The sequence below is a fragment of the Pseudomonas sp. GW822-FHT02G04 genome (assembly GCF_058802085.1).
Genome location: NZ_JBXANU010000048.1, coordinates 1 through 16038, shown reverse-complemented (window position 1 = coordinate 16038; position 16038 = coordinate 1). Strand labels below are relative to the sequence as shown.

The window sequence follows — 16038 nt, the reverse complement described above, 5'->3', positions numbered from 1 at the left end:
AGCAGGCACAGCAAGGGGGAGCAAGCTCCCCCTTTAGTTTTTACCGGACACTAGTGACGCGGAGCATGGGAACGATCAACCGCGAACTGCGTCCATCCGCCGCGCTGCCCTTACTGTTTCTCAACCGCAGGTGTATCGTATTCGCCTTTTGCAGGCACCGCGCCTGTGGCTGATACGTGAGGTAGTTGAGTTCATGTCCTTTACCCGTCGACAAATACTCGGTGGTCTGGCCGGTCTTGTGGTGGTTGGCGTGGGGGCCGGTGGCGCGTCGCGTTACTGGCTGGGCAAGATGGCCGACGCTGAGGCTGGCCACGACTATGAGCTGATCGCCGCTCCGTTGGATGTCGAACTGGTAGCCGGGCACAAGACCGAGGCCTGGGCGTTCGGCCCATCGGCGCCGGGCACTGAATTGCGTGTGCGTCAGGGTGAATGGCTGCGGGTGCGCTTTATCAACCACCTGCCGGTGGCGACGACCATTCACTGGCACGGCATCCGCCTGCCGCTGGAAATGGACGGCGTGCCTTACGTGTCGCAATTGCCGGTACTGCCGGGCGAATACTTCGACTACAAATTCCGCGTGCCCGACGCCGGCAGCTACTGGTATCACCCGCACGTGAACAGCAGCGAAGAACTCGGTCGCGGGCTGGTCGGTCCGCTGATTATCGAAGAGCGTGAGCCCACCGGTTTCAAATACGAAAAGACCTTGAGCCTCAAGAGCTGGCATGTCGATGAAGAAGGCGCTTTTGTGCCGTTCAGCATTCCTCGCGAAGCGGCCCGTGGCGGTACGGCCGGGCGCCTGTCGACCATCAATGGCGTCTCGCAATCGGTGATCGACTTGCCCGCCGGGCAGATCACCCGCGTACGCCTGCTCAACCTCGACAACACCCTGACTTATCGCCTCAACATCCCCGGTGTCGAAGCGCAGATCTACGCACTGGACGGCAATCCCATCGAACCGCGCCCACTGGGCAAGGAATACTGGCTGGGCCCGGGCATGCGCATTTGCCTGGCGATCAAGGCACCACCGGCCGGCGAAGAACTGTCGCTGCGCAATGGCCCGGTACGCCTGGGCACCTTCCGCTCAGTGGCCAATACCGACGCGCCGACCGAATGGCCGCCAGCGCTGCCCGCCAACCCGGTGGCCGAGCCGGACCTGGCCAATGCCGAGAAACTCAACTTCAATTTTGAATGGGTGGGCTCGGTGTCGGTCAACGTCGACAACGGCAAGCCGCCCAGCCTGTGGCAGATCAACGGCAAGGCCTGGGACATCACCGACAAAACCTGCGCCGACCGACCGATTGCCAAGCTCGAAAAGGGCAAAAGCTATATTTTCGAATTTAAAAACATGACTCAGTATCAGCACCCGGTCCATTTGCATGGCATGAGCTTCAAGGTTATTTCCTCGAACCGGCACAAGGTCATCCCGTACTTCACCGACACTTACCTGTTGGGCAAGAACGAGCGCGCGCAAGTGGCGCTGGTGGCGGATAACCCGGGCGTCTGGATGTTCCACTGCCATGTAATCGACCACATGGAAACCGGCCTGATGGCCGCTATCGAGGTGGCGTAATGCGTCAGATACGCCCCGCGGCGATTATCGACCGCAGTCGTGATCGTGATTTCATGCGCGAAGCCCTGGCCCTCGCCGCCGAAGGCGCGGCGCTGGGTGAAGTGCCGGTGGGCGCGGTGCTGGTGCAGGACGGTGAAATCATCGGGCGCGGTTTCAATTGCCCGATCAGCGGCAATGACCCCAGCGCCCACGCCGAGATGGTCGCGATCCGCGCCGCCGCCCAGGCCGCCAGCAACTATCGCCTGCCCGGCAGTACGCTCTACGTGACGCTGGAGCCGTGCAGCATGTGCGCCGGGCTGATCGTGCATTCGCGGATTGCGCGGGTGGTGTATGGCGCGCTGGAGCCCAAGGCCGGAATTGTGCAGAGCCAGGGGCAGTTTTTTACCCAGGGCTTTCTCAATCATCGAGTGTTGTATGAGGGCGGCGTGTTGGCGGAGGAATGCGGCGCGGTGTTGAGCGAGTTCTTCAAGGCCCGAAGAGCCAGTAGAGACTGAGATCGCCAAGATCGCAGCCTGCGGCAGCTCCTGCATTGAAATGCGATCCACCTGTAGGAGCTGCCGAAGGTTCGAGCCGCGTTCGGACGATCTTTTGATCTTGCCTTTACTTGCGGGCCACGATCACGGCGCGCATCGGCGCCGGCAGCCCTTCGATCGTTTTGCTGTGATCATCCGGATCGAGGAAATCGCTCAACGACTGATACTTCATCCACTCCGTCCCGCGTTGTTCCTCGACCGTGGTCATGCTCACATCCACGCAACGCACATCGCTGAACCCGGCGCGACGCAGCCACAGTTCCAGCGCCGGCACCGACGGCAGGAACCAGACATTACGCATCTGTGCGTAACGGTCTTCCGGCACCAATACTTGCTGTTGATCGCCTTCGATTACCAGCGTCTCCAGCACCAATTCACCACCCTTGACCAGGCAATCCTTCAGCGCTAGCAAATGCTCGATCGGCGAACGGCGATGGTAAAACACGCCCATGGAAAACACCGTGTCGAACCCTTCCAGATTCGGCGGCAGGTCTTCGAACGGGAATGGCAGGTGCCAGGCATTGGGTTCGGACAGGTAACGCTGCACCGCCTGGAACTGGCAGAAGAACAGCCAGTTGGGGTCGACGCCGATCACGCTGTCGGCCCCGGCGCCGAGCATGCGCCACATGTAATAGCCGTTGCCGCAGCCGACATCGAGGATGCGTTTGCCCTTCAGGTCCAGATGCGGAGCCACCCGGGTCCACTTCCAGTCCGAGCGCCATTCGGTGTCGACATGCACGCCGAACAGGTCAAACGGCCCTTTACGCCAAGGTGACAAGCCCATCAGCGCGGTGCGCATTTGCGCGCGGGTTTCATCGTCGCAATCGGTGTCCAGCTTGAGGCCGTTCAACAAGTCGACTTCGCTCGGCAGGATCTTCGGCAACGCATCCAGGGCGCTCTGCCAGCGCTCCAGGTCGCCGTGACCTTTTTCCATTTTCTTGTCGAGTTGCACTTGCAGGGTGTTGGCCCATTCGGCCAGCGGAGTACCGGCCAGACGGCGGGCGAGGGGAGACAAATCAATCATGGCAAGGCAATCAACGAGGCAAAGTTAAGACACTGGAACCACGGCACGACTTTCGAGAACCCGGCGGCCAGCAGGCGTTCGCGGTGTTCTTCGAGGCTGTCGGGCTTCATGACATTTTCGATGGCGCTGCGCTTCTGGGCGATTTCCAGTTCGCTGTAGCCGTTGGCGCGTTTGAAGGCCACGTGCAGGTCAGTGAGCAACGCGTGTTCTTCGGGGTCGTTGAAGCGCAGCTTCTCTGAAAGAATCAGCGCGCCACCGGGCAGCAACGATTGGCGGATACGCGCGAGCAGCGCGGTGCGCTGGTCCGGGGCGATGAATTGCAGGGTGAAGTTCAGCGCCACCACCGAGGCCGGTTGAAATTCCAGGGCGAGGATGTCGCCTTCGATCACTTCCACCGGCAGCAACTCCTGGAACATCGAGTCCTGGCCGTTGAGGTATTCGCGGCAACGCTCGACCATGGCCGCGGAGTTATCCACAGCGATGACGCGGCAGCCGTCGGTACGCACGTGGCGGCGCAAGGCCTGGGTCACGGCACCCAGCGACGAGCCCAAATCGTAGAGCACGCTGTTTGGCTGAGCGAATTGCGCGGCGAGCACGCCGAGGTTTTCAACGATGGTCGGATAACCCGGCACCGAGCGCTTGATCATGTCCGGGAACACCCGCACCACGTCCTCGTTAAAGGCGAAGTCAGGCACCTGGGCCAAAGGCTGGGCGAAAAGGCGATCGGATTCTTTGCTCACGGCGGTTCCAGCGGCATAGGTGGAAAAGGCCGGCATTTTAGCCAACTTGGCGCGGGGATGCGCGGGTTGTCTGATAAACCGCCGGACTAACCTCGGTTAACGCAGAGACATGCTGTTGTGGCGAGGGAGCTTGCTCCCGCTCGGCTGCGCAGCAGTCGTCATCCGGTAAGTGGGTTTTGTCTGGGAAGTTGGTGTCGCCTGGGTTGGGGCTGCTTCGCAGCCCAGCGGGAGCAAGCTCCCTCGTCACAGGATTCAGCGCGGTTTCTGGGTGAACGCCGACGCCGCAATCCCCCATTGCCCCAGCCAGTAACTCAGAATGATCACGTAAGGCGCGGCATGAAATGGCATCACAAACCGGTTAATGCCAATCACGCTGTCAGAAAACACAAACGCCACCGCGCCTGCCGCCGCCAGCAACGCCGAGCGTTTGGGCACGTCGGTGCCGAGGCGGGCCAGGGCGCGCCAGAGCATGGCGCTGATGGCCAGGCCGTAGACGATCACCGGGACCAGCAGCGGCCCCAAGCCATTGGAAATCAGGATCCCCAGCAGCACCGCACCCACGCCGAGGGCGAGGATCAGCGGTAACACGGCCAGACGCCGGCAATCGCTCAAGTAAGCCTTCAGATACGCCAGATGCGCGAGCAAAAACGCTCCAAGTCCAAACACGAACAAGTCTTGCGGCCATGCCAGCAACACGTCGCCGACCAAGGAGAAAATCAAACCCAGGCTGATCCAGCGCCGATACTCGCTGGGCGGTGCATCGTGCAACCAGCCGAGCAGGGCCAGCACCGGCATCGGTTTGACCAGCAGGCAGAGCAGCGCGGCATGCACGCTCAGGCCATAGACAAAGGTCACCGCGCCCATCAGCGCCAGAATCAGCCAGCCCACGATCAGTTAACCGCGATGGCGCAGTCGAAGGTTTGCACCGCCGGTACTTCTGGTGCCCATGGTTGTGAGTAAGTCAGTCGCAAGCGGCCAGTGCCAGTGGCGAAGGCCTGGAAACGCCAGGTCGAGATGCCGGCACTGCCGACGATCCCGGCGTCTTCCGGGTTGCTGTAAACCTCGGGGCTGAGCGCGCGCAACACACCACCGGCTGAATCCTGGATCGCCCAGCGGTAACCCGTGGTCGGGTTGCTTGGCAGCGTCAGAATCAGGGTTTGCCCGTTGTGCAGTTTCGCCGGGCATTCGCTTTGTTTTTCCACGGTCAGGTTCTGTTTCGGTTGCGAGGCGCAAGCACTCAGCAGAGCAAGGGCGAGGGGGACAAACAGGCGAGTGGGGGACATAAGATCAGCGGCTCCGGCGTTCACGACGAACGGCGAGCATAACTGAAGATGAGACAAATTGTGACGGTGCCGGCGGTCTGGCTTTTTGTGGGAGCGAGTCTGCTCGCGATGCACGCAACGCGGTCGTTCAGATAGACCGCGTTGACCCCTTTGTGAGCAAGCCCGCTGCCAGCGGGTTTAGAGTGTGCCGAAAACTTTCTTCGCCAAACTGGTCGCCGCTGACGCAGGGTTCTTGCGAATGGTTTCTTCCTGTTTGCCAATCATCTCGAACAACCCGTTCAACGCCTGTTCGGTCACGTAGCTTTCGATGTTGGCATTTTTCGCATCCAGCACACCCAGCGTCGCGGCTTGCCCGGCGAACGCGTTGTATTGCTGAGCCAAGCCGACCTGGTCGGTGGCTTGCTTGACGATCGGCAAGAACTTGGTGCGGATCTGTTCGCGACTGGTTTTGCTCAGGTACTGAGTGGCCGAATCCTGGCCGCCGCTGAGAATCCCCTTGGCATCCTCCACGGTCATCTTCTTCACCGCATCCACCAGAATCGGCTGAGCCTGCGTGACCGCCGCTTCAGCTGCCTTGTTCATGCTGGTTTCCAGTTGATCGACCTGGTCGCCCATGCCGAACTGTTTCATTTTCTTGGCGACCTTACCCAGTTTTCCCGGCAGTTCGATTTTCACGTCCGGGTTGTTGCTGAAGCCGCCGGGTGTGCCCAGCTGTTTAACGGCCAGCTGCGCGCCTTGGGTCAGGGCGTCCTTGAGGCCGCCGGTGGCGTCTTGTTGCGACAGGTCACTGAGTGACAGTGCCAGGGCGTTGGCGCAAATCATCAAGCCTGCGCACAGGCCGGCGAAGCGAAGGGTTGGGCGCAACATGGCGGCTTCCTTATTCAGAAAAAAGGCTCAGAAAAAAGTTCAGAAAAGACAGTTAACGGACGGCATCGACGCGGATTTTCAGTGGCTGCGGATCTTTGCCGTCCAGTTGCACGGCGTGATGTTCAGTGGTGATGAACATTAATTTGCCGTCCACTTCAATCCGCGCGCTGACTGAGTAACGATGGCCGGGTTTGACCTGGGTCGGATCGTAGCTCAGATGAAACGGCAATGGCACCTGGCCTTTGACCGGACCTTTCTGTTCGTCGAGTACCAGGGCCGGCGCGTCTGCCAGTGAGACATCCAGCAGGCTGACGTTCAAGATTGCGCTCGGTGGCAGGGCGATGCGTTGTAGGTAGAACACTTCGCCATTGAGGCCGGTTTTGGCGGCGGGTTGCAGGGTTTGACAGGCACCGAGCAGGCTGGTCAGCAACAGAAGAGAAAGTTTTTTCATCGGAGATCTCCGTATCGAAGGCGCCAGAAGAAACCTGACGCCTGTAGGAATTTAGTCGGTTTGCGCCGCAGTCGCGACTTGGTCCGCCGCATCCTCACTGCGATGCAGTGCCACCTGACGGATCGACAAGCGAATCTCCGCCGGCAGCACCCGTTTTGCGGCGCCTTCGGCCAGTTCGCCGAGCAGTTCGTGATAGCTCAGCTTGCCGGCTTCGTCGCGGCGCAACACGTCGAGGTCCAGCATCGTCTGGATGAAGTGACGGAACAGGCTTTTGTCGAAGAACTCCGGGGCATTCAGGCCATGCAGGATCGACAGGCGCTGGGCCATGACCGTGCACAGATCTTCCAGTTCTTCGGCGCTGATGCTGTTCTGGCCGCTGTTGAGCAGCAGGGAAACGGTCATGTAGAAGCGCTGCAAGGTCTGGGCGATGCTTTTCGACAGCAGCGTCAGCAACACGAAATGTCGCGAACTTGGCGCCGGACGCAGGTACACGTCCTTCTCGAAACGCAGCAGGCCTTGCTCGACGAAGGCTTCGAGCCACTGATCGATCACGCCATCGAGTTCGTCCAGCGTCCAGCGAATGAACAGCTCCGATTGCAAGTACGGATACAGCGCACGGGTGTAGCGCAGGATCTGCTCGCGGCTCATGCGCGACGCACTCTGGAAGAAACTCGCCAGCAGCGACGGCAACGCGAAAATGTGCAAAACATTGTTGCGGTAGTAGGTCATCAGGACGGCGTTCTGTTCGTCCAGGTACAGAATCTTGCCCAGCGCATCGCTCTGCTCAGACAGCAGGTCCATGTCTTTCACATGTTCGATCAGCGCTCGGCCATCACCGTCCGGCAGGGTGGTGTGCGGTGAGTAAGGAACCTTGCGCAACAGCGCCAGATACAAATCCAGCACCCGCGCCATGGCGCGATCGTCCAGCGCCAGGCGGCTGGTGGACAGCAACGCCAGGGCTACCAGATTCACCGGGTTGATCGCCGCCGCTTCGTTCAGATGCTGCGCGACTTTCTCACCGAGGCGGTTGGTGGTTTCGTTGAGCCAGGCCGGTTTGAATTGCGGGCCGAGTTCTTGTTGGCGCCAGTCTGGCTGTTCGCTGTCGAGGAACTCCGCCAGCTTGATCGGCTCACCGAAGTTCACCGCGACCTGACCGAAACACTGTTTGAGTGCGCCGATGACTTTGAAGATGTCGAAGATCGATTCTTTCTTCTTGCTCGCGCCACGCAATTCGCCGAGGTAAGTCCGGCCTTCCAGCACGCGCTCATAGCCGATGTACACCGGCACGAACACGATCGGCATGCGCGACGAACGCAGGAAGCTGCGCAGCGTGATCGCGAGCATCCCGGTTTTCGGTTGCAGCATGCGCCCGGTGCGCGAACGGCCGCCTTCGACGAAGTACTCGACCGGGAAGCCTTTGGTGAACAGGGTGTGCAGGTATTCGTTGAACACCGAGGTATAGAGCGGGTTGCCCTTGAAGGTGCGGCGCATGAAGAACGCACCGCCTCGGCGTAGCAGGCCGCCGATCCCCGGCATGTTGAGGTTGATCCCGGCGGCGATGTGCGGCGGGGTCAGGCCGTTGCGGAACAGCAGATAGGACAGCAGCAGGTAGTCGATGTGGCTGCGGTGGCAGGGTACGTAGATCACTTCGTAACCCGGGGCGACCTTTTGCACGCCTTCGATGTTGTTGACCTTGATGCCGTCGTAGATTTTGTTCCAGAACCAGCTCAGCACCACTTCCATGAAGCGGATCGCGGTGTAGGTGTAGTCGGAGGCGATTTCGTTTCCGTAGCGCAAGGCCTGGGCCTTGGCTTTTTCCGGGGAGATGTTTTCGCGCTCGGCTTCGTCGAGGATCGCTTGCTTGACCAGCGGCTGGTTGACCAGGCCCTTGACCAGGTTGCGTCGGTGGGAAATGTCCGGGCCGATCACCGCCGCTTTGAGGTTGCGAAAGTGCACCCGCAGGATGCGTTGGGCCATGCGCACGGTGCGTTCGTGGCCCTTGTTGTGTTCGATCAGTTCGCGCAGGTGGATCGGCGCGGAGAACTGCACGCGGGTCTTGCGTCCCAGTACGATGATGCTCAGCAGGCGACGCAGGCGCCCGGTCACCGCCCAGCTATCGGCGAACAGCAGCTTCCATGGGCTGTTTTCGCTGTCCGGCGACTGGCCCCAGAACACGCTGACCGGAATGATCTGCGCGTCTTCGGCGGCGTTCTGGCTCAGACCACTGACCAGACGGGTCAGGGTTGGCGGCGCACCGCGTTTGTCCTGACGACCAAGCCAGTCGGGATCCGGTGTCAGGTAAAAGAACGCGGCGGGCTCCACCAGCGCACCCACCGATACCGGCAATACCGGACGGGGCAGGCCGGCCTTGCTGCATTCGGTATCGACCACGGCAAGGTCGGTCAGCGAAGGATTTTGCAGGACGTAGAATACCGGCCGGCTGCGGTCGAGGTTAAGGGTGAACGACGACTGGTTGATCGTCTCCGAGCGAACCCAGAGGTACAGCAGTCGGCGCAGGGTGCCAAACACAAGACGGCGGAACGGGGAACGGGTCATACGGCTTCTGCGTGAATGAATAAAACCGAGCGTTTGCTCGGGCGGTCGATAGTGTGCCGTATTCGCTGAAAATCGGCAAAAAAGCGGCGAAGTAAACTTGAGTTGAGAGTTTTTGCGTCTGTCATATACTCGGCGGTCTGTCGCCGGGTCCCTTCAATGGACGTCGGATGCAGGCTGACGTTCCTCAAGGCTTTCCTGCGAAAAGCCCGTTCAATAATAAAAAGGGAGTATGAACAGATGGCAACACGCGAAACCGGCAACGTGAAGTGGTTCAACGACGCCAAGGGTTATGGCTTCATTCAGCGCCAGGACGGGGTGGACGTGTTCGTGCACTACCGCGCGATCCGCGGCGAAGGGCATCGCTCGCTGACTGAAGGTCAGCAGGTTGAATACGCGGTGGTGGAAGGGCAGAAGGGCTTGCAGGCTGAGGATGTTGTAGGTCTGTAAACCCACTAAAGATCGTTCCCACGCTCTGCGTGGGAATGCCTCAACGGACGCTCTGCGTCCGCTTTTGGGACGCGGAGCGTCCCGGGCTGCATTCCCACGCAGAGCGTGGGAACGATCAACTCTCTTAAGCGGTTTTCCAGGTGATCTCTTCTTCACCATCGACGCTGATGCGAATCCAGCGATCTGCCGTTTCCTCACCTTCTTCCTCGACCCAGCTACCCGGCGCACAACGTACTTCGACGTTCAGCGCGGCAAATGCGGCGCGGGCGCAAGCGATATCGTCTTCCCACGGGGTCTGGTCGCTTTCCAGGTACAGGCTGTTCCATTTGCCTACGGCTTTGGGCAGCCAGGTGACTGGCACGTTGCCGGCCTTGCACTTGTAGGTCTGGCCTTTCTGGACCCAGTCGGTGCACGGGCCTAGAGCCGCGCCGAGCCAGGCCGCGATGGCTTTGTGATCGACGTCGGCGTCTTTCAGGTAAATCTCGATGTCCGGTTGGCGCATGGATGTCCTCGCTGCGGGTCTGAAAAATCCATTCGCGGATTTAGCCGGTCTTGGGCCGTTGCTCAAGACAAAAATTAAAGTTGTTCTCTAACTACTGCTGCAGAACGAAATAATCGTAGCGCATCGAAACGGTGACCTCGAACGGTTCCACTTGTTCGATGACTGCTGCCCGCCGTTCGGCACTGGCGCGCCAGCCGTGAGGTGTCATCGCCAAGAGGTTCGCGCGATCCTGACCATTGACCAGCGTCAGTTTGAACTCCAGGGTTTCGCTGTGTTGCAACGCCATGCCTTCCGGCACCAACGCCAGGTGCTTGTCGTCGGTGTACTCGCGCACTTCATCGTACAGCCGCTCACGCAGTTCCATCAGATGGCCGCTGGTCGGTCCGACTTTCATCAGGCCGCCACCGGGGCTGAGCAGGCGCTTGGCTTCTTGCCAATCCAACGGGCTGAACACGCTGGCCAGAAACTGGCAACTGCCCGAGGCCAATGGCACCCGCGCCATGCTGGCGATCAACCAGGTCAGCGCAGGGTTGCGTTTGCAGGCGCGTTTGACGGCTTCCCGGGAAATGTCCAGGGCATAGCCATCAGCATTGGGCAAGGCTTCGGCGATTTGCGCGGTGTAGTAACCCTCGCCACAGCCGATGTCCAGCCAGCGCTGGGGCGCATAACCGGCCGCCAGTTCTGCCAGACGCTTGGCCACCGGCGCGTAATGGCCGGCGTTCAGAAAGTCGCGACGGGCTTCGACCATCGCCTGGTTATCCCCAGGGTCACGGCTGTTCTTGTGCTGCACCGGCAGCAGGTTCAGGTAACCCTGCCGCGCACGGTCGAAACGATGCCCGGCGGGGCAGGCCACGCCGTTGTCTACCGCGTTCAGCGGTTCGCTGCAGATCGGGCAGGCGAGCATCAGGCGAGCAACTTGATCAAGGTCTGGTAGTAGATCTCGGTCAGCACGTCGAGGTCGGCCGCCAGTACACGCTCGTTGACCTGGTGGATCGTCGCGTTGACCGGGCCCAGTTCAACCACTTGGGTGCCCATGGTCGCGATGAAACGCCCGTCGGAAGTGCCGCCGCTGGTGGAGGCTTTGGTGTCACGACCGGTGATGTCCTTGATGCTCGCCGACACCGCGTCGAGCAGCGCGCCCGGCTCGGTGAGGAACGGCAGGCCGGACAGCGCCCAGTCGATGTGCCAGTCCAGACCATGCTTGTCGAGAATGTCGGCGACGCGCTTTTGCAGGCCTTCGACGGTGGACTCGGTGGAGAAGCGGAAGTTGAACACCGCCACCAGATCACCCGGAATCACGTTGGTCGCGCCGGTGCCGGAATTGACGTTGGAGATCTGGAAACTGGTCGGCGGGAAGAAATCGTTGCCGTGGTCCCAGTGCTCGGCGGCAAGTTCGGCCAGGGCCGGGGCAGCGAGGTGGATCGGGTTCTTCGCCAGGTGCGGATACGCCACGTGGCCCTGCACACCGCGCACGGTCAATTTGGCGCCGAGGGAACCGCGACGGCCGTTCTTGACCACGTCACCCACCAGGGTCGTGCTCGACGGCTCGCCGACGATGCACCAGTCCAGGCGTTCCTTGCGGGCGGCAAGGCGTTCGACCACAGCCTTGGTGCCGTGGTGCGCCGGGCCTTCTTCGTCGCTGGTGATCAGGAACGCGACCTTGCCCTTGTGATCCGGATAGTCGGCGACGAAACGCTCGGCCGCCACGGTCATGGACGCAAGGCTGCCTTTCATGTCTGCCGCGCCACGGCCGCAGAGCATGCCGTGTTCGTCGATCACTGCGTTGAACGGGTCGATCTGCCAGGCGGCCACCGGACCTGTCGGCACTACGTCGGTGTGACCGGCGAAACACAGCACCGGGCCGTCGTGTTTGCCGTGGGTCGCCCAGAAGTTATCCACATCTTCGATGCGCATCGGTTCCAGCATAAAACCGGCATCGCCCAGGCGCTGCATCATCTGCTTCTGGCAATCGGCGTCGACCGGCGTCACGGATGGACGGCGGATCAGGTCGATGGCGAGTTGAAGGGTCGGCGAAAGGTCGGCGTGGGCCGTCATGTAAGAACTCCGAGGTGCGCACGGTAAACATGTAGGAGCTGCCGAAGGCAGCTTCTACCGAGTTTGTTGGCATTGAAAAAGGCGATCATTCTAAAGCAAAACGGCGGCCCGAAGGCCGCCGTTTGACGTTATCTAATAACGGATTACGCCGGTACCGGCGCAGCTTCTACCGAAGGGTTGGGCAGCGACGACAGGAACGCCATGATCAGCGCCGCCAGGTACGGCAGCGACTGCACCAGCAGCATGGTCACCCAGAAGCGCATGTCGTTGCTTGGTATACCCTGCACCAGGAAGATCCCCAGCGCCGCGCCCCACAGCAGCAGCATGATGAACAGCTCTTCGCGAGCCTCCGAAATCGCCACCCAGAAGCCGTGGTTATCGGCATTCTTCGGTGTGCGGAAGAACGGAATGCTGCTGGTGAAGAAACCGTACAGCACCGCTTTGGCAATGGTGTGCGACAACGCCAGCCCGGCCAACGCGGCGCAGAAGGCGTCTTTCAGATTGACCCCGACTGCACGGCGGTACAGGAAGATGATCTTGCCTACCTTGAACACGAACAGCGCCAATGGCGGGATCGCGAAAATCAGCAACGGCGGATCGACCCGTTGCGGCACGATGATCATCGCCGCCGACCACAACAGTGCGCCGATGGTGAAGAAAATGTTCATGCCGTCCGCCACCCACGGCAACCAGCCCGCGAGGAAGTGGTAACGCTGGCCACGGGTCAGCTCGGTGTCCTTGCCGCGCAGCAGGCTGGCGGTGTGACGCTTGATGATCTGAATCGCGCCATAGGCCCAGCGGAAACGCTGTTTCTTGAAGTCGATAAAGGTATCGGGCATCAGGCCTTTGCCGTAGCTGTCGTGGTAATACGCTGCTGACAGACCTTTTTCGAACACACGCAGACCCAGCTCGGCGTCTTCACAGATACACCAGTCGGCCCAGCCCAGTTCCTCGAGCACCGAGCGACGGGTCATGGTCATGGTGCCGTGCTGGATGATCGCGTCGCGGTCGTTGCGGGTGACCATGCCGATATGGAAGAAGCCTTTGTATTCGGCGTAGCAGAGCTTCTTGAAGGTGCTTTCGTTCTGGTCGCGATAATCCTGTGGCGATTGCACCACGGCGATTTTCGGGTCGGCGAAGTGCGGCACCATGTGCTTGAGCCAGTTCGGGTGCACGCAGTAGTCCGAGTCGATCACCGCGATCACTTCGGCATCCTTGGCGGTGTGCGGAATCAGGTAATTCAGCGCGCCGCCCTTGAAACCGGCCAGTGGCGACACGTGGAAGAACTTGAAGCGCGGGCCGAGGGTTTCGCAATAATCGCGCACCGGCTCCCAGACTGCCGGGTCCTTGGTGTTGTTGTCGATGATCAGGACTTCGAAGTCCGGATAGTCGAGGTTGGCCAGGGCGTTGAGGGTCTGTTTGACCATCTCCGGCGGCTCGTTGTAGCACGGTACGTGAATCGACACCTTCGGTCGGTAGTCCGAATCGCCCACCACTGGCAGGAATTCACGCCGGCGTTTGTGGGTCCAGACTGCTTCGGCCAGTTCATGGGCTTCAGTCAGCAGAACGATGAACACTCCGAGCGCACCGAGGGCGAGCAGGAAACCCACCGTCAGACTGAACCAGGTGCTGTATTGCTGGCTGTAGTCGTAACCGATCCACACCAGCACCGAACCGCACAAGAATGCGATAAAGGTCAGGAAGGTACGGCCACGTTGACGCAGGGCCGAACCGTCGATCATCAGCAGGGTCAGGGACAGCAGCGCCAGCACTACCGAGCCGATAGCCAGCACGCGCCATTGCGGGATCGCGACTACCGGGCCTTCAAAGTTGAATTTCTGCTGGCGCGCGGCGTTGAACACGCCCCAATACGCACCCACCGAACCTTCGTCACTGGCCTTCCACGGTTGGTCAAACGCTTCGATCACGAAGTAGTTGAAACCCTGGCGGTTGAGCTTGTTGACCAAGGTACGCAAGTAAATCGCCTGGTCTGCCGGCGACGCATCGGCGCCACCACGCATGCGGCCGTTGCTCGGCCAGCCGACTTCGGAGAGCAGCAACGGTTTTTTCGGGAACATCTTTTTCAGGTCGCGGGCGCGGTCAAGAACGAACTGACCAGCCTTGTCCACAGGGATGAACTCCCAGTAGGGCAGAACGTGAGCCGCGATCAGGTCGACGTGCTTGGCCAGGCTCGGGTTTTCTTCCCAGACGTGCCACTGTTCGGAGGTGGTGACCGGAACCTTTACGGCCGCGCGCACGCGATCGAGGATCACGCTCAGCTCGGCAGCGGTGATTTCCTTGCGGAAGATCGCCTCGTTACCGACCACGACGCGAACCACACTGCGGGAGGTGTTGGCCAGTTCGATGGCGCGCTGAATCTCGCGCTCGTTGCGTTCCTGGTCCGGGCTGATCCAGATCCCCAGGGTCACCCGCAGGCCGAATTCTTCCGCCAGTTTGGGAATGTCCTCCAGCGTGCCGTCGACCGAGTAGGTCCGGATGTTGTCCGTCAGCTTGCTCATGATCTCCAGGTCGCGACGCATTTCATCGTCGGTCGGGTACTGGGCTTTTTGCGGGTACTGGCCTTGCTGGAACGGCGAGTACGAAAAGCCGGAGATTTGCTCAGGCCAGTTGGGGGCGGTGACCGGGCGATTGACCAACGCCCAGAAACCGGTGAACAAGGCGGCGATTGCTAGAACCACTACCAGGTTGAGTCCAAATTTACGCGATGACATAGCTATTTCAGGTTCCGGAGGCTGTGGAACGAAGGAACGGTTGGCGGCTGGTTGCCAAAGGGGCAGGGGCGCGCATCCTACACCGGGCGTTCACTGACCGTACAGCGGACAGGGAAATGCCGGACATTGGGCAATCCAAGTCGACGTAAGTTCTTTGACCAGAGCGTTGTAGTCCAATTCCAATCAATTTTTTGTCAATTAAAGCAGTCGACACCGCCGTTCATAGTGCAAAGATGCTCTTGGCCGCCGACAGCCCTATAATGCGCGCCGGTTTTTGGGGTAATGGTCATGAGTACAGAAGATCCGCGGTTTGCTGGTATCGCCCGCTTGTATGGCATTGAAGGCATGGAGCGCTTGCGCGCGGCCCATGTGGCGATCGTCGGCGTTGGTGGTGTCGGTTCCTGGGCGGCGGAAGCGGTTGCCCGGTGTGGTGTGGGCGAGATATCGCTGTTCGACCTGGACGACGTCTGCGTCAGCAACGTCAACCGTCAGCTGCATGCGCTGGACAGCACCGTCGGCAAGCCCAAGGTCGAGGTGATGGCCGAGCGCCTGCGCGGAATCAACCCGGACTGCACGGTGCATGCGGTGGCGGACTTCGTCACCCGCGAAACCATGGCCGAGTACATTACGCCGAACATCGACTGCGTGATCGACTGCATCGACAGTGTCAACGCCAAGGCGGCGCTGATCGCCTGGTGCAAGCGGCGCAAGATCCAGATCATCACCACCGGCGGCGCGGGCGGGCAGATCGATCCGACGCTGATCCAGGTCTGCGACTTGAATCGCACGTTCAACGATCCGCTGGCGTCGAAAGTGCGCTCTACATTGCGCCGCGACTACGGCTTCTCCCGCACTGTGACCCGTCATTACAGCGTGCCGTGCGTGTTTTCCACCGAGCAACTGCGCTATCCGAAACCCGATGGCAGCATTTGCCTGCAGAAGAGTTTTGTCGGGGACGGCGTGAAGCTCGACTGCGCCGGGGGCTTTGGCGCGGTGATGATGGTGACGGCGACGTTCGGCATGGTCGCGGCGACCAAGGCTGTGGATAAGATTGTGGCTGGGGTTCGACGCCCGGCGGATCGGGTAAAACCTCAGGCTTAAAGGCCGACGAAGACCCTTGTTTGATCGTTCCCACGCTCTGCGTGGGAATGCAGCCCGGGACGCTCCGCGTCCCTCCAGAGCCGAACGCGGAGCGTCCGTGGAGGCATTCCCACGCAGAGCGTCACTAGTGTCCGGTAAAAACTAAAGGGGGAGCTTGCTCCCCCTTGCTGTGCCTGC

Annotated in this window: 15 protein-coding genes; 4 read left to right on the top strand and 11 right to left on the bottom strand. The window is 60.6% G+C overall.

Translation table 11 applies throughout. The features are described from left to right. Window positions 1-193: 193 nt before the first annotated feature. Complete coding sequence (locus tag AC1RO5_RS30620; protein WP_493179480.1) at window positions 194-1570, top strand: multicopper oxidase family protein; 1377 nt, start codon at window positions 194-196, stop codon at window positions 1568-1570. Continuing rightward, on the top strand, window positions 1570-2064 hold the full coding sequence (gene tadA / locus AC1RO5_RS30615; RefSeq protein ID WP_493179479.1) for a tRNA adenosine(34) deaminase TadA: 495 nt from the start codon (window positions 1570-1572) through the stop codon (window positions 2062-2064). Before AC1RO5_RS30620 ends, tadA begins: the two co-directional genes overlap by 1 nt. Window positions 2065-2170: 106 nt before the next feature. Here tadA and cmoB read toward each other — a convergent pair whose 3' ends face one another. From cmoB to plsB, 7 genes are all read right to left on the bottom strand, one after another. Further along, a complete protein-coding gene (cmoB, locus tag AC1RO5_RS30610; protein WP_493179477.1) occupies window positions 2171-3127 on the bottom strand; it encodes a tRNA 5-methoxyuridine(34)/uridine 5-oxyacetic acid(34) synthase CmoB in 957 nt (318 codons plus the stop codon). Continuing rightward, window positions 3124-3903 (bottom strand): carboxy-S-adenosyl-L-methionine synthase CmoA, encoded by a 780-nt coding sequence (gene cmoA / locus AC1RO5_RS30605; RefSeq protein WP_019647788.1) that lies wholly within the window; start codon window positions 3901-3903, stop codon window positions 3124-3126. The genes cmoB and cmoA overlap by 4 nt, the downstream gene beginning before the upstream one ends. A 216-nt stretch (window positions 3904-4119) precedes the next feature. Next, entirely contained in the window at window positions 4120-4755 is a 636-nt protein-coding gene (locus tag AC1RO5_RS30600) for a lysoplasmalogenase (RefSeq protein WP_493179476.1), read from the bottom strand. A 2-nt stretch (window positions 4756-4757) separates the two neighbouring features. Then, window positions 4758-5150: a protease inhibitor I42 family protein gene (locus tag AC1RO5_RS30595; RefSeq protein ID WP_019647790.1), complete on the bottom strand. Its 393-nt coding sequence runs from the start codon at window positions 5148-5150 to the stop codon at window positions 4758-4760. Window positions 5151-5327: 177 nt separating this feature from the next. Continuing rightward, complete coding sequence (locus AC1RO5_RS30590; protein WP_493179474.1) at window positions 5328-6017, bottom strand: DUF4197 domain-containing protein; 690 nt, start codon at window positions 6015-6017, stop codon at window positions 5328-5330. A gap of 52 nt (window positions 6018-6069) precedes the next feature. After that, window positions 6070-6468: a YbaY family lipoprotein gene (locus tag AC1RO5_RS30585; protein ID WP_493179473.1), complete on the bottom strand. Its 399-nt coding sequence runs from the start codon at window positions 6466-6468 to the stop codon at window positions 6070-6072. Between the two features lie 51 nt (window positions 6469-6519). Further along, on the bottom strand, window positions 6520-9024 hold the full coding sequence (plsB, locus tag AC1RO5_RS30580) for a glycerol-3-phosphate 1-O-acyltransferase PlsB (protein WP_493179472.1): 2505 nt from the start codon (window positions 9022-9024) through the stop codon (window positions 6520-6522). A 237-nt stretch (window positions 9025-9261) separates the two neighbouring features. On the opposite strand from plsB, the gene AC1RO5_RS30575 reads away from it, so the two are divergent. Next, entirely contained in the window at window positions 9262-9471 is a 210-nt protein-coding gene (locus AC1RO5_RS30575) for a cold shock domain-containing protein (protein ID WP_007940478.1), read from the top strand. Window positions 9472-9595: 124 nt separating this feature from the next. Here the strand turns inward: AC1RO5_RS30575 and AC1RO5_RS30570 are convergent, their stop codons facing one another. From AC1RO5_RS30570 to AC1RO5_RS30555, 4 genes are all read right to left on the bottom strand, one after another. Further along, window positions 9596-9973 carry a hypothetical protein gene (locus AC1RO5_RS30570; RefSeq protein ID WP_253419140.1) on the bottom strand — a complete coding sequence of 126 codons (378 nt, stop codon included), beginning with the start codon at window positions 9971-9973 and terminating at the stop codon, window positions 9596-9598. A gap of 91 nt (window positions 9974-10064) precedes the next feature. Continuing rightward, a complete protein-coding gene (locus AC1RO5_RS30565) occupies window positions 10065-10877 on the bottom strand; it encodes a putative RNA methyltransferase (RefSeq protein WP_493179470.1) in 813 nt (270 codons plus the stop codon). After that, window positions 10877-12028, bottom strand: coding sequence for a succinyl-diaminopimelate desuccinylase (gene dapE, locus AC1RO5_RS30560; protein ID WP_028939204.1), 1152 nt, complete (start codon window positions 12026-12028; stop codon window positions 10877-10879). Before dapE ends, AC1RO5_RS30565 begins: the two co-directional genes overlap by 1 nt. A gap of 143 nt (window positions 12029-12171) precedes the next feature. Then, window positions 12172-14760, bottom strand: a complete 2589-nt coding sequence (locus tag AC1RO5_RS30555; protein WP_493179468.1) for a glycosyltransferase — start codon at window positions 14758-14760, stop codon at window positions 12172-12174. A gap of 282 nt (window positions 14761-15042) precedes the next feature. Here AC1RO5_RS30555 and tcdA point away from each other — a divergent pair, with 282 nt between their 5' ends. Continuing rightward, window positions 15043-15861, top strand: a complete 819-nt coding sequence (gene tcdA, locus AC1RO5_RS30550) for a tRNA cyclic N6-threonylcarbamoyladenosine(37) synthase TcdA (RefSeq protein WP_493179467.1) — start codon at window positions 15043-15045, stop codon at window positions 15859-15861. Window positions 15862-16038 lie beyond the last annotated feature (177 nt).

Coding starts and splice junctions, on each gene's coding strand:
- AC1RO5_RS30620 (WP_493179480.1), top strand. CDS start 194: ATGTCCTTTACCCGTCGACAAATACTCGGTGGTCTGGCCGGTCTTGTG.
- tadA (WP_493179479.1), top strand. CDS start 1,570: ATGCGTCAGATACGCCCCGCGGCGATTATCGACCGCAGTCGTGATCGT.
- cmoB (WP_493179477.1), bottom strand. CDS start 3,127: ATGATTGATTTGTCTCCCCTCGCCCGCCGTCTGGCCGGTACTCCGCTG.
- cmoA (WP_019647788.1), bottom strand. CDS start 3,903: ATGCCGGCCTTTTCCACCTATGCCGCTGGAACCGCCGTGAGCAAAGAA.
- AC1RO5_RS30595 (WP_019647790.1), bottom strand. CDS start 5,150: ATGTCCCCCACTCGCCTGTTTGTCCCCCTCGCCCTTGCTCTGCTGAGT.
- AC1RO5_RS30590 (WP_493179474.1), bottom strand. CDS start 6,017: ATGTTGCGCCCAACCCTTCGCTTCGCCGGCCTGTGCGCAGGCTTGATG.
- AC1RO5_RS30585 (WP_493179473.1), bottom strand. CDS start 6,468: ATGAAAAAACTTTCTCTTCTGTTGCTGACCAGCCTGCTCGGTGCCTGT.
- plsB (WP_493179472.1), bottom strand. CDS start 9,024: ATGACCCGTTCCCCGTTCCGCCGTCTTGTGTTTGGCACCCTGCGCCGA.
- AC1RO5_RS30575 (WP_007940478.1), top strand. CDS start 9,262: ATGGCAACACGCGAAACCGGCAACGTGAAGTGGTTCAACGACGCCAAG.
- AC1RO5_RS30570 (WP_253419140.1), bottom strand. CDS start 9,973: ATGCGCCAACCGGACATCGAGATTTACCTGAAAGACGCCGACGTCGAT.
- AC1RO5_RS30565 (WP_493179470.1), bottom strand. CDS start 10,877: ATGCTCGCCTGCCCGATCTGCAGCGAACCGCTGAACGCGGTAGACAAC.
- dapE (WP_028939204.1), bottom strand. CDS start 12,028: ATGACGGCCCACGCCGACCTTTCGCCGACCCTTCAACTCGCCATCGAC.
- AC1RO5_RS30555 (WP_493179468.1), bottom strand. CDS start 14,760: ATGTCATCGCGTAAATTTGGACTCAACCTGGTAGTGGTTCTAGCAATC.
- tcdA (WP_493179467.1), top strand. CDS start 15,043: ATGGTCATGAGTACAGAAGATCCGCGGTTTGCTGGTATCGCCCGCTTG.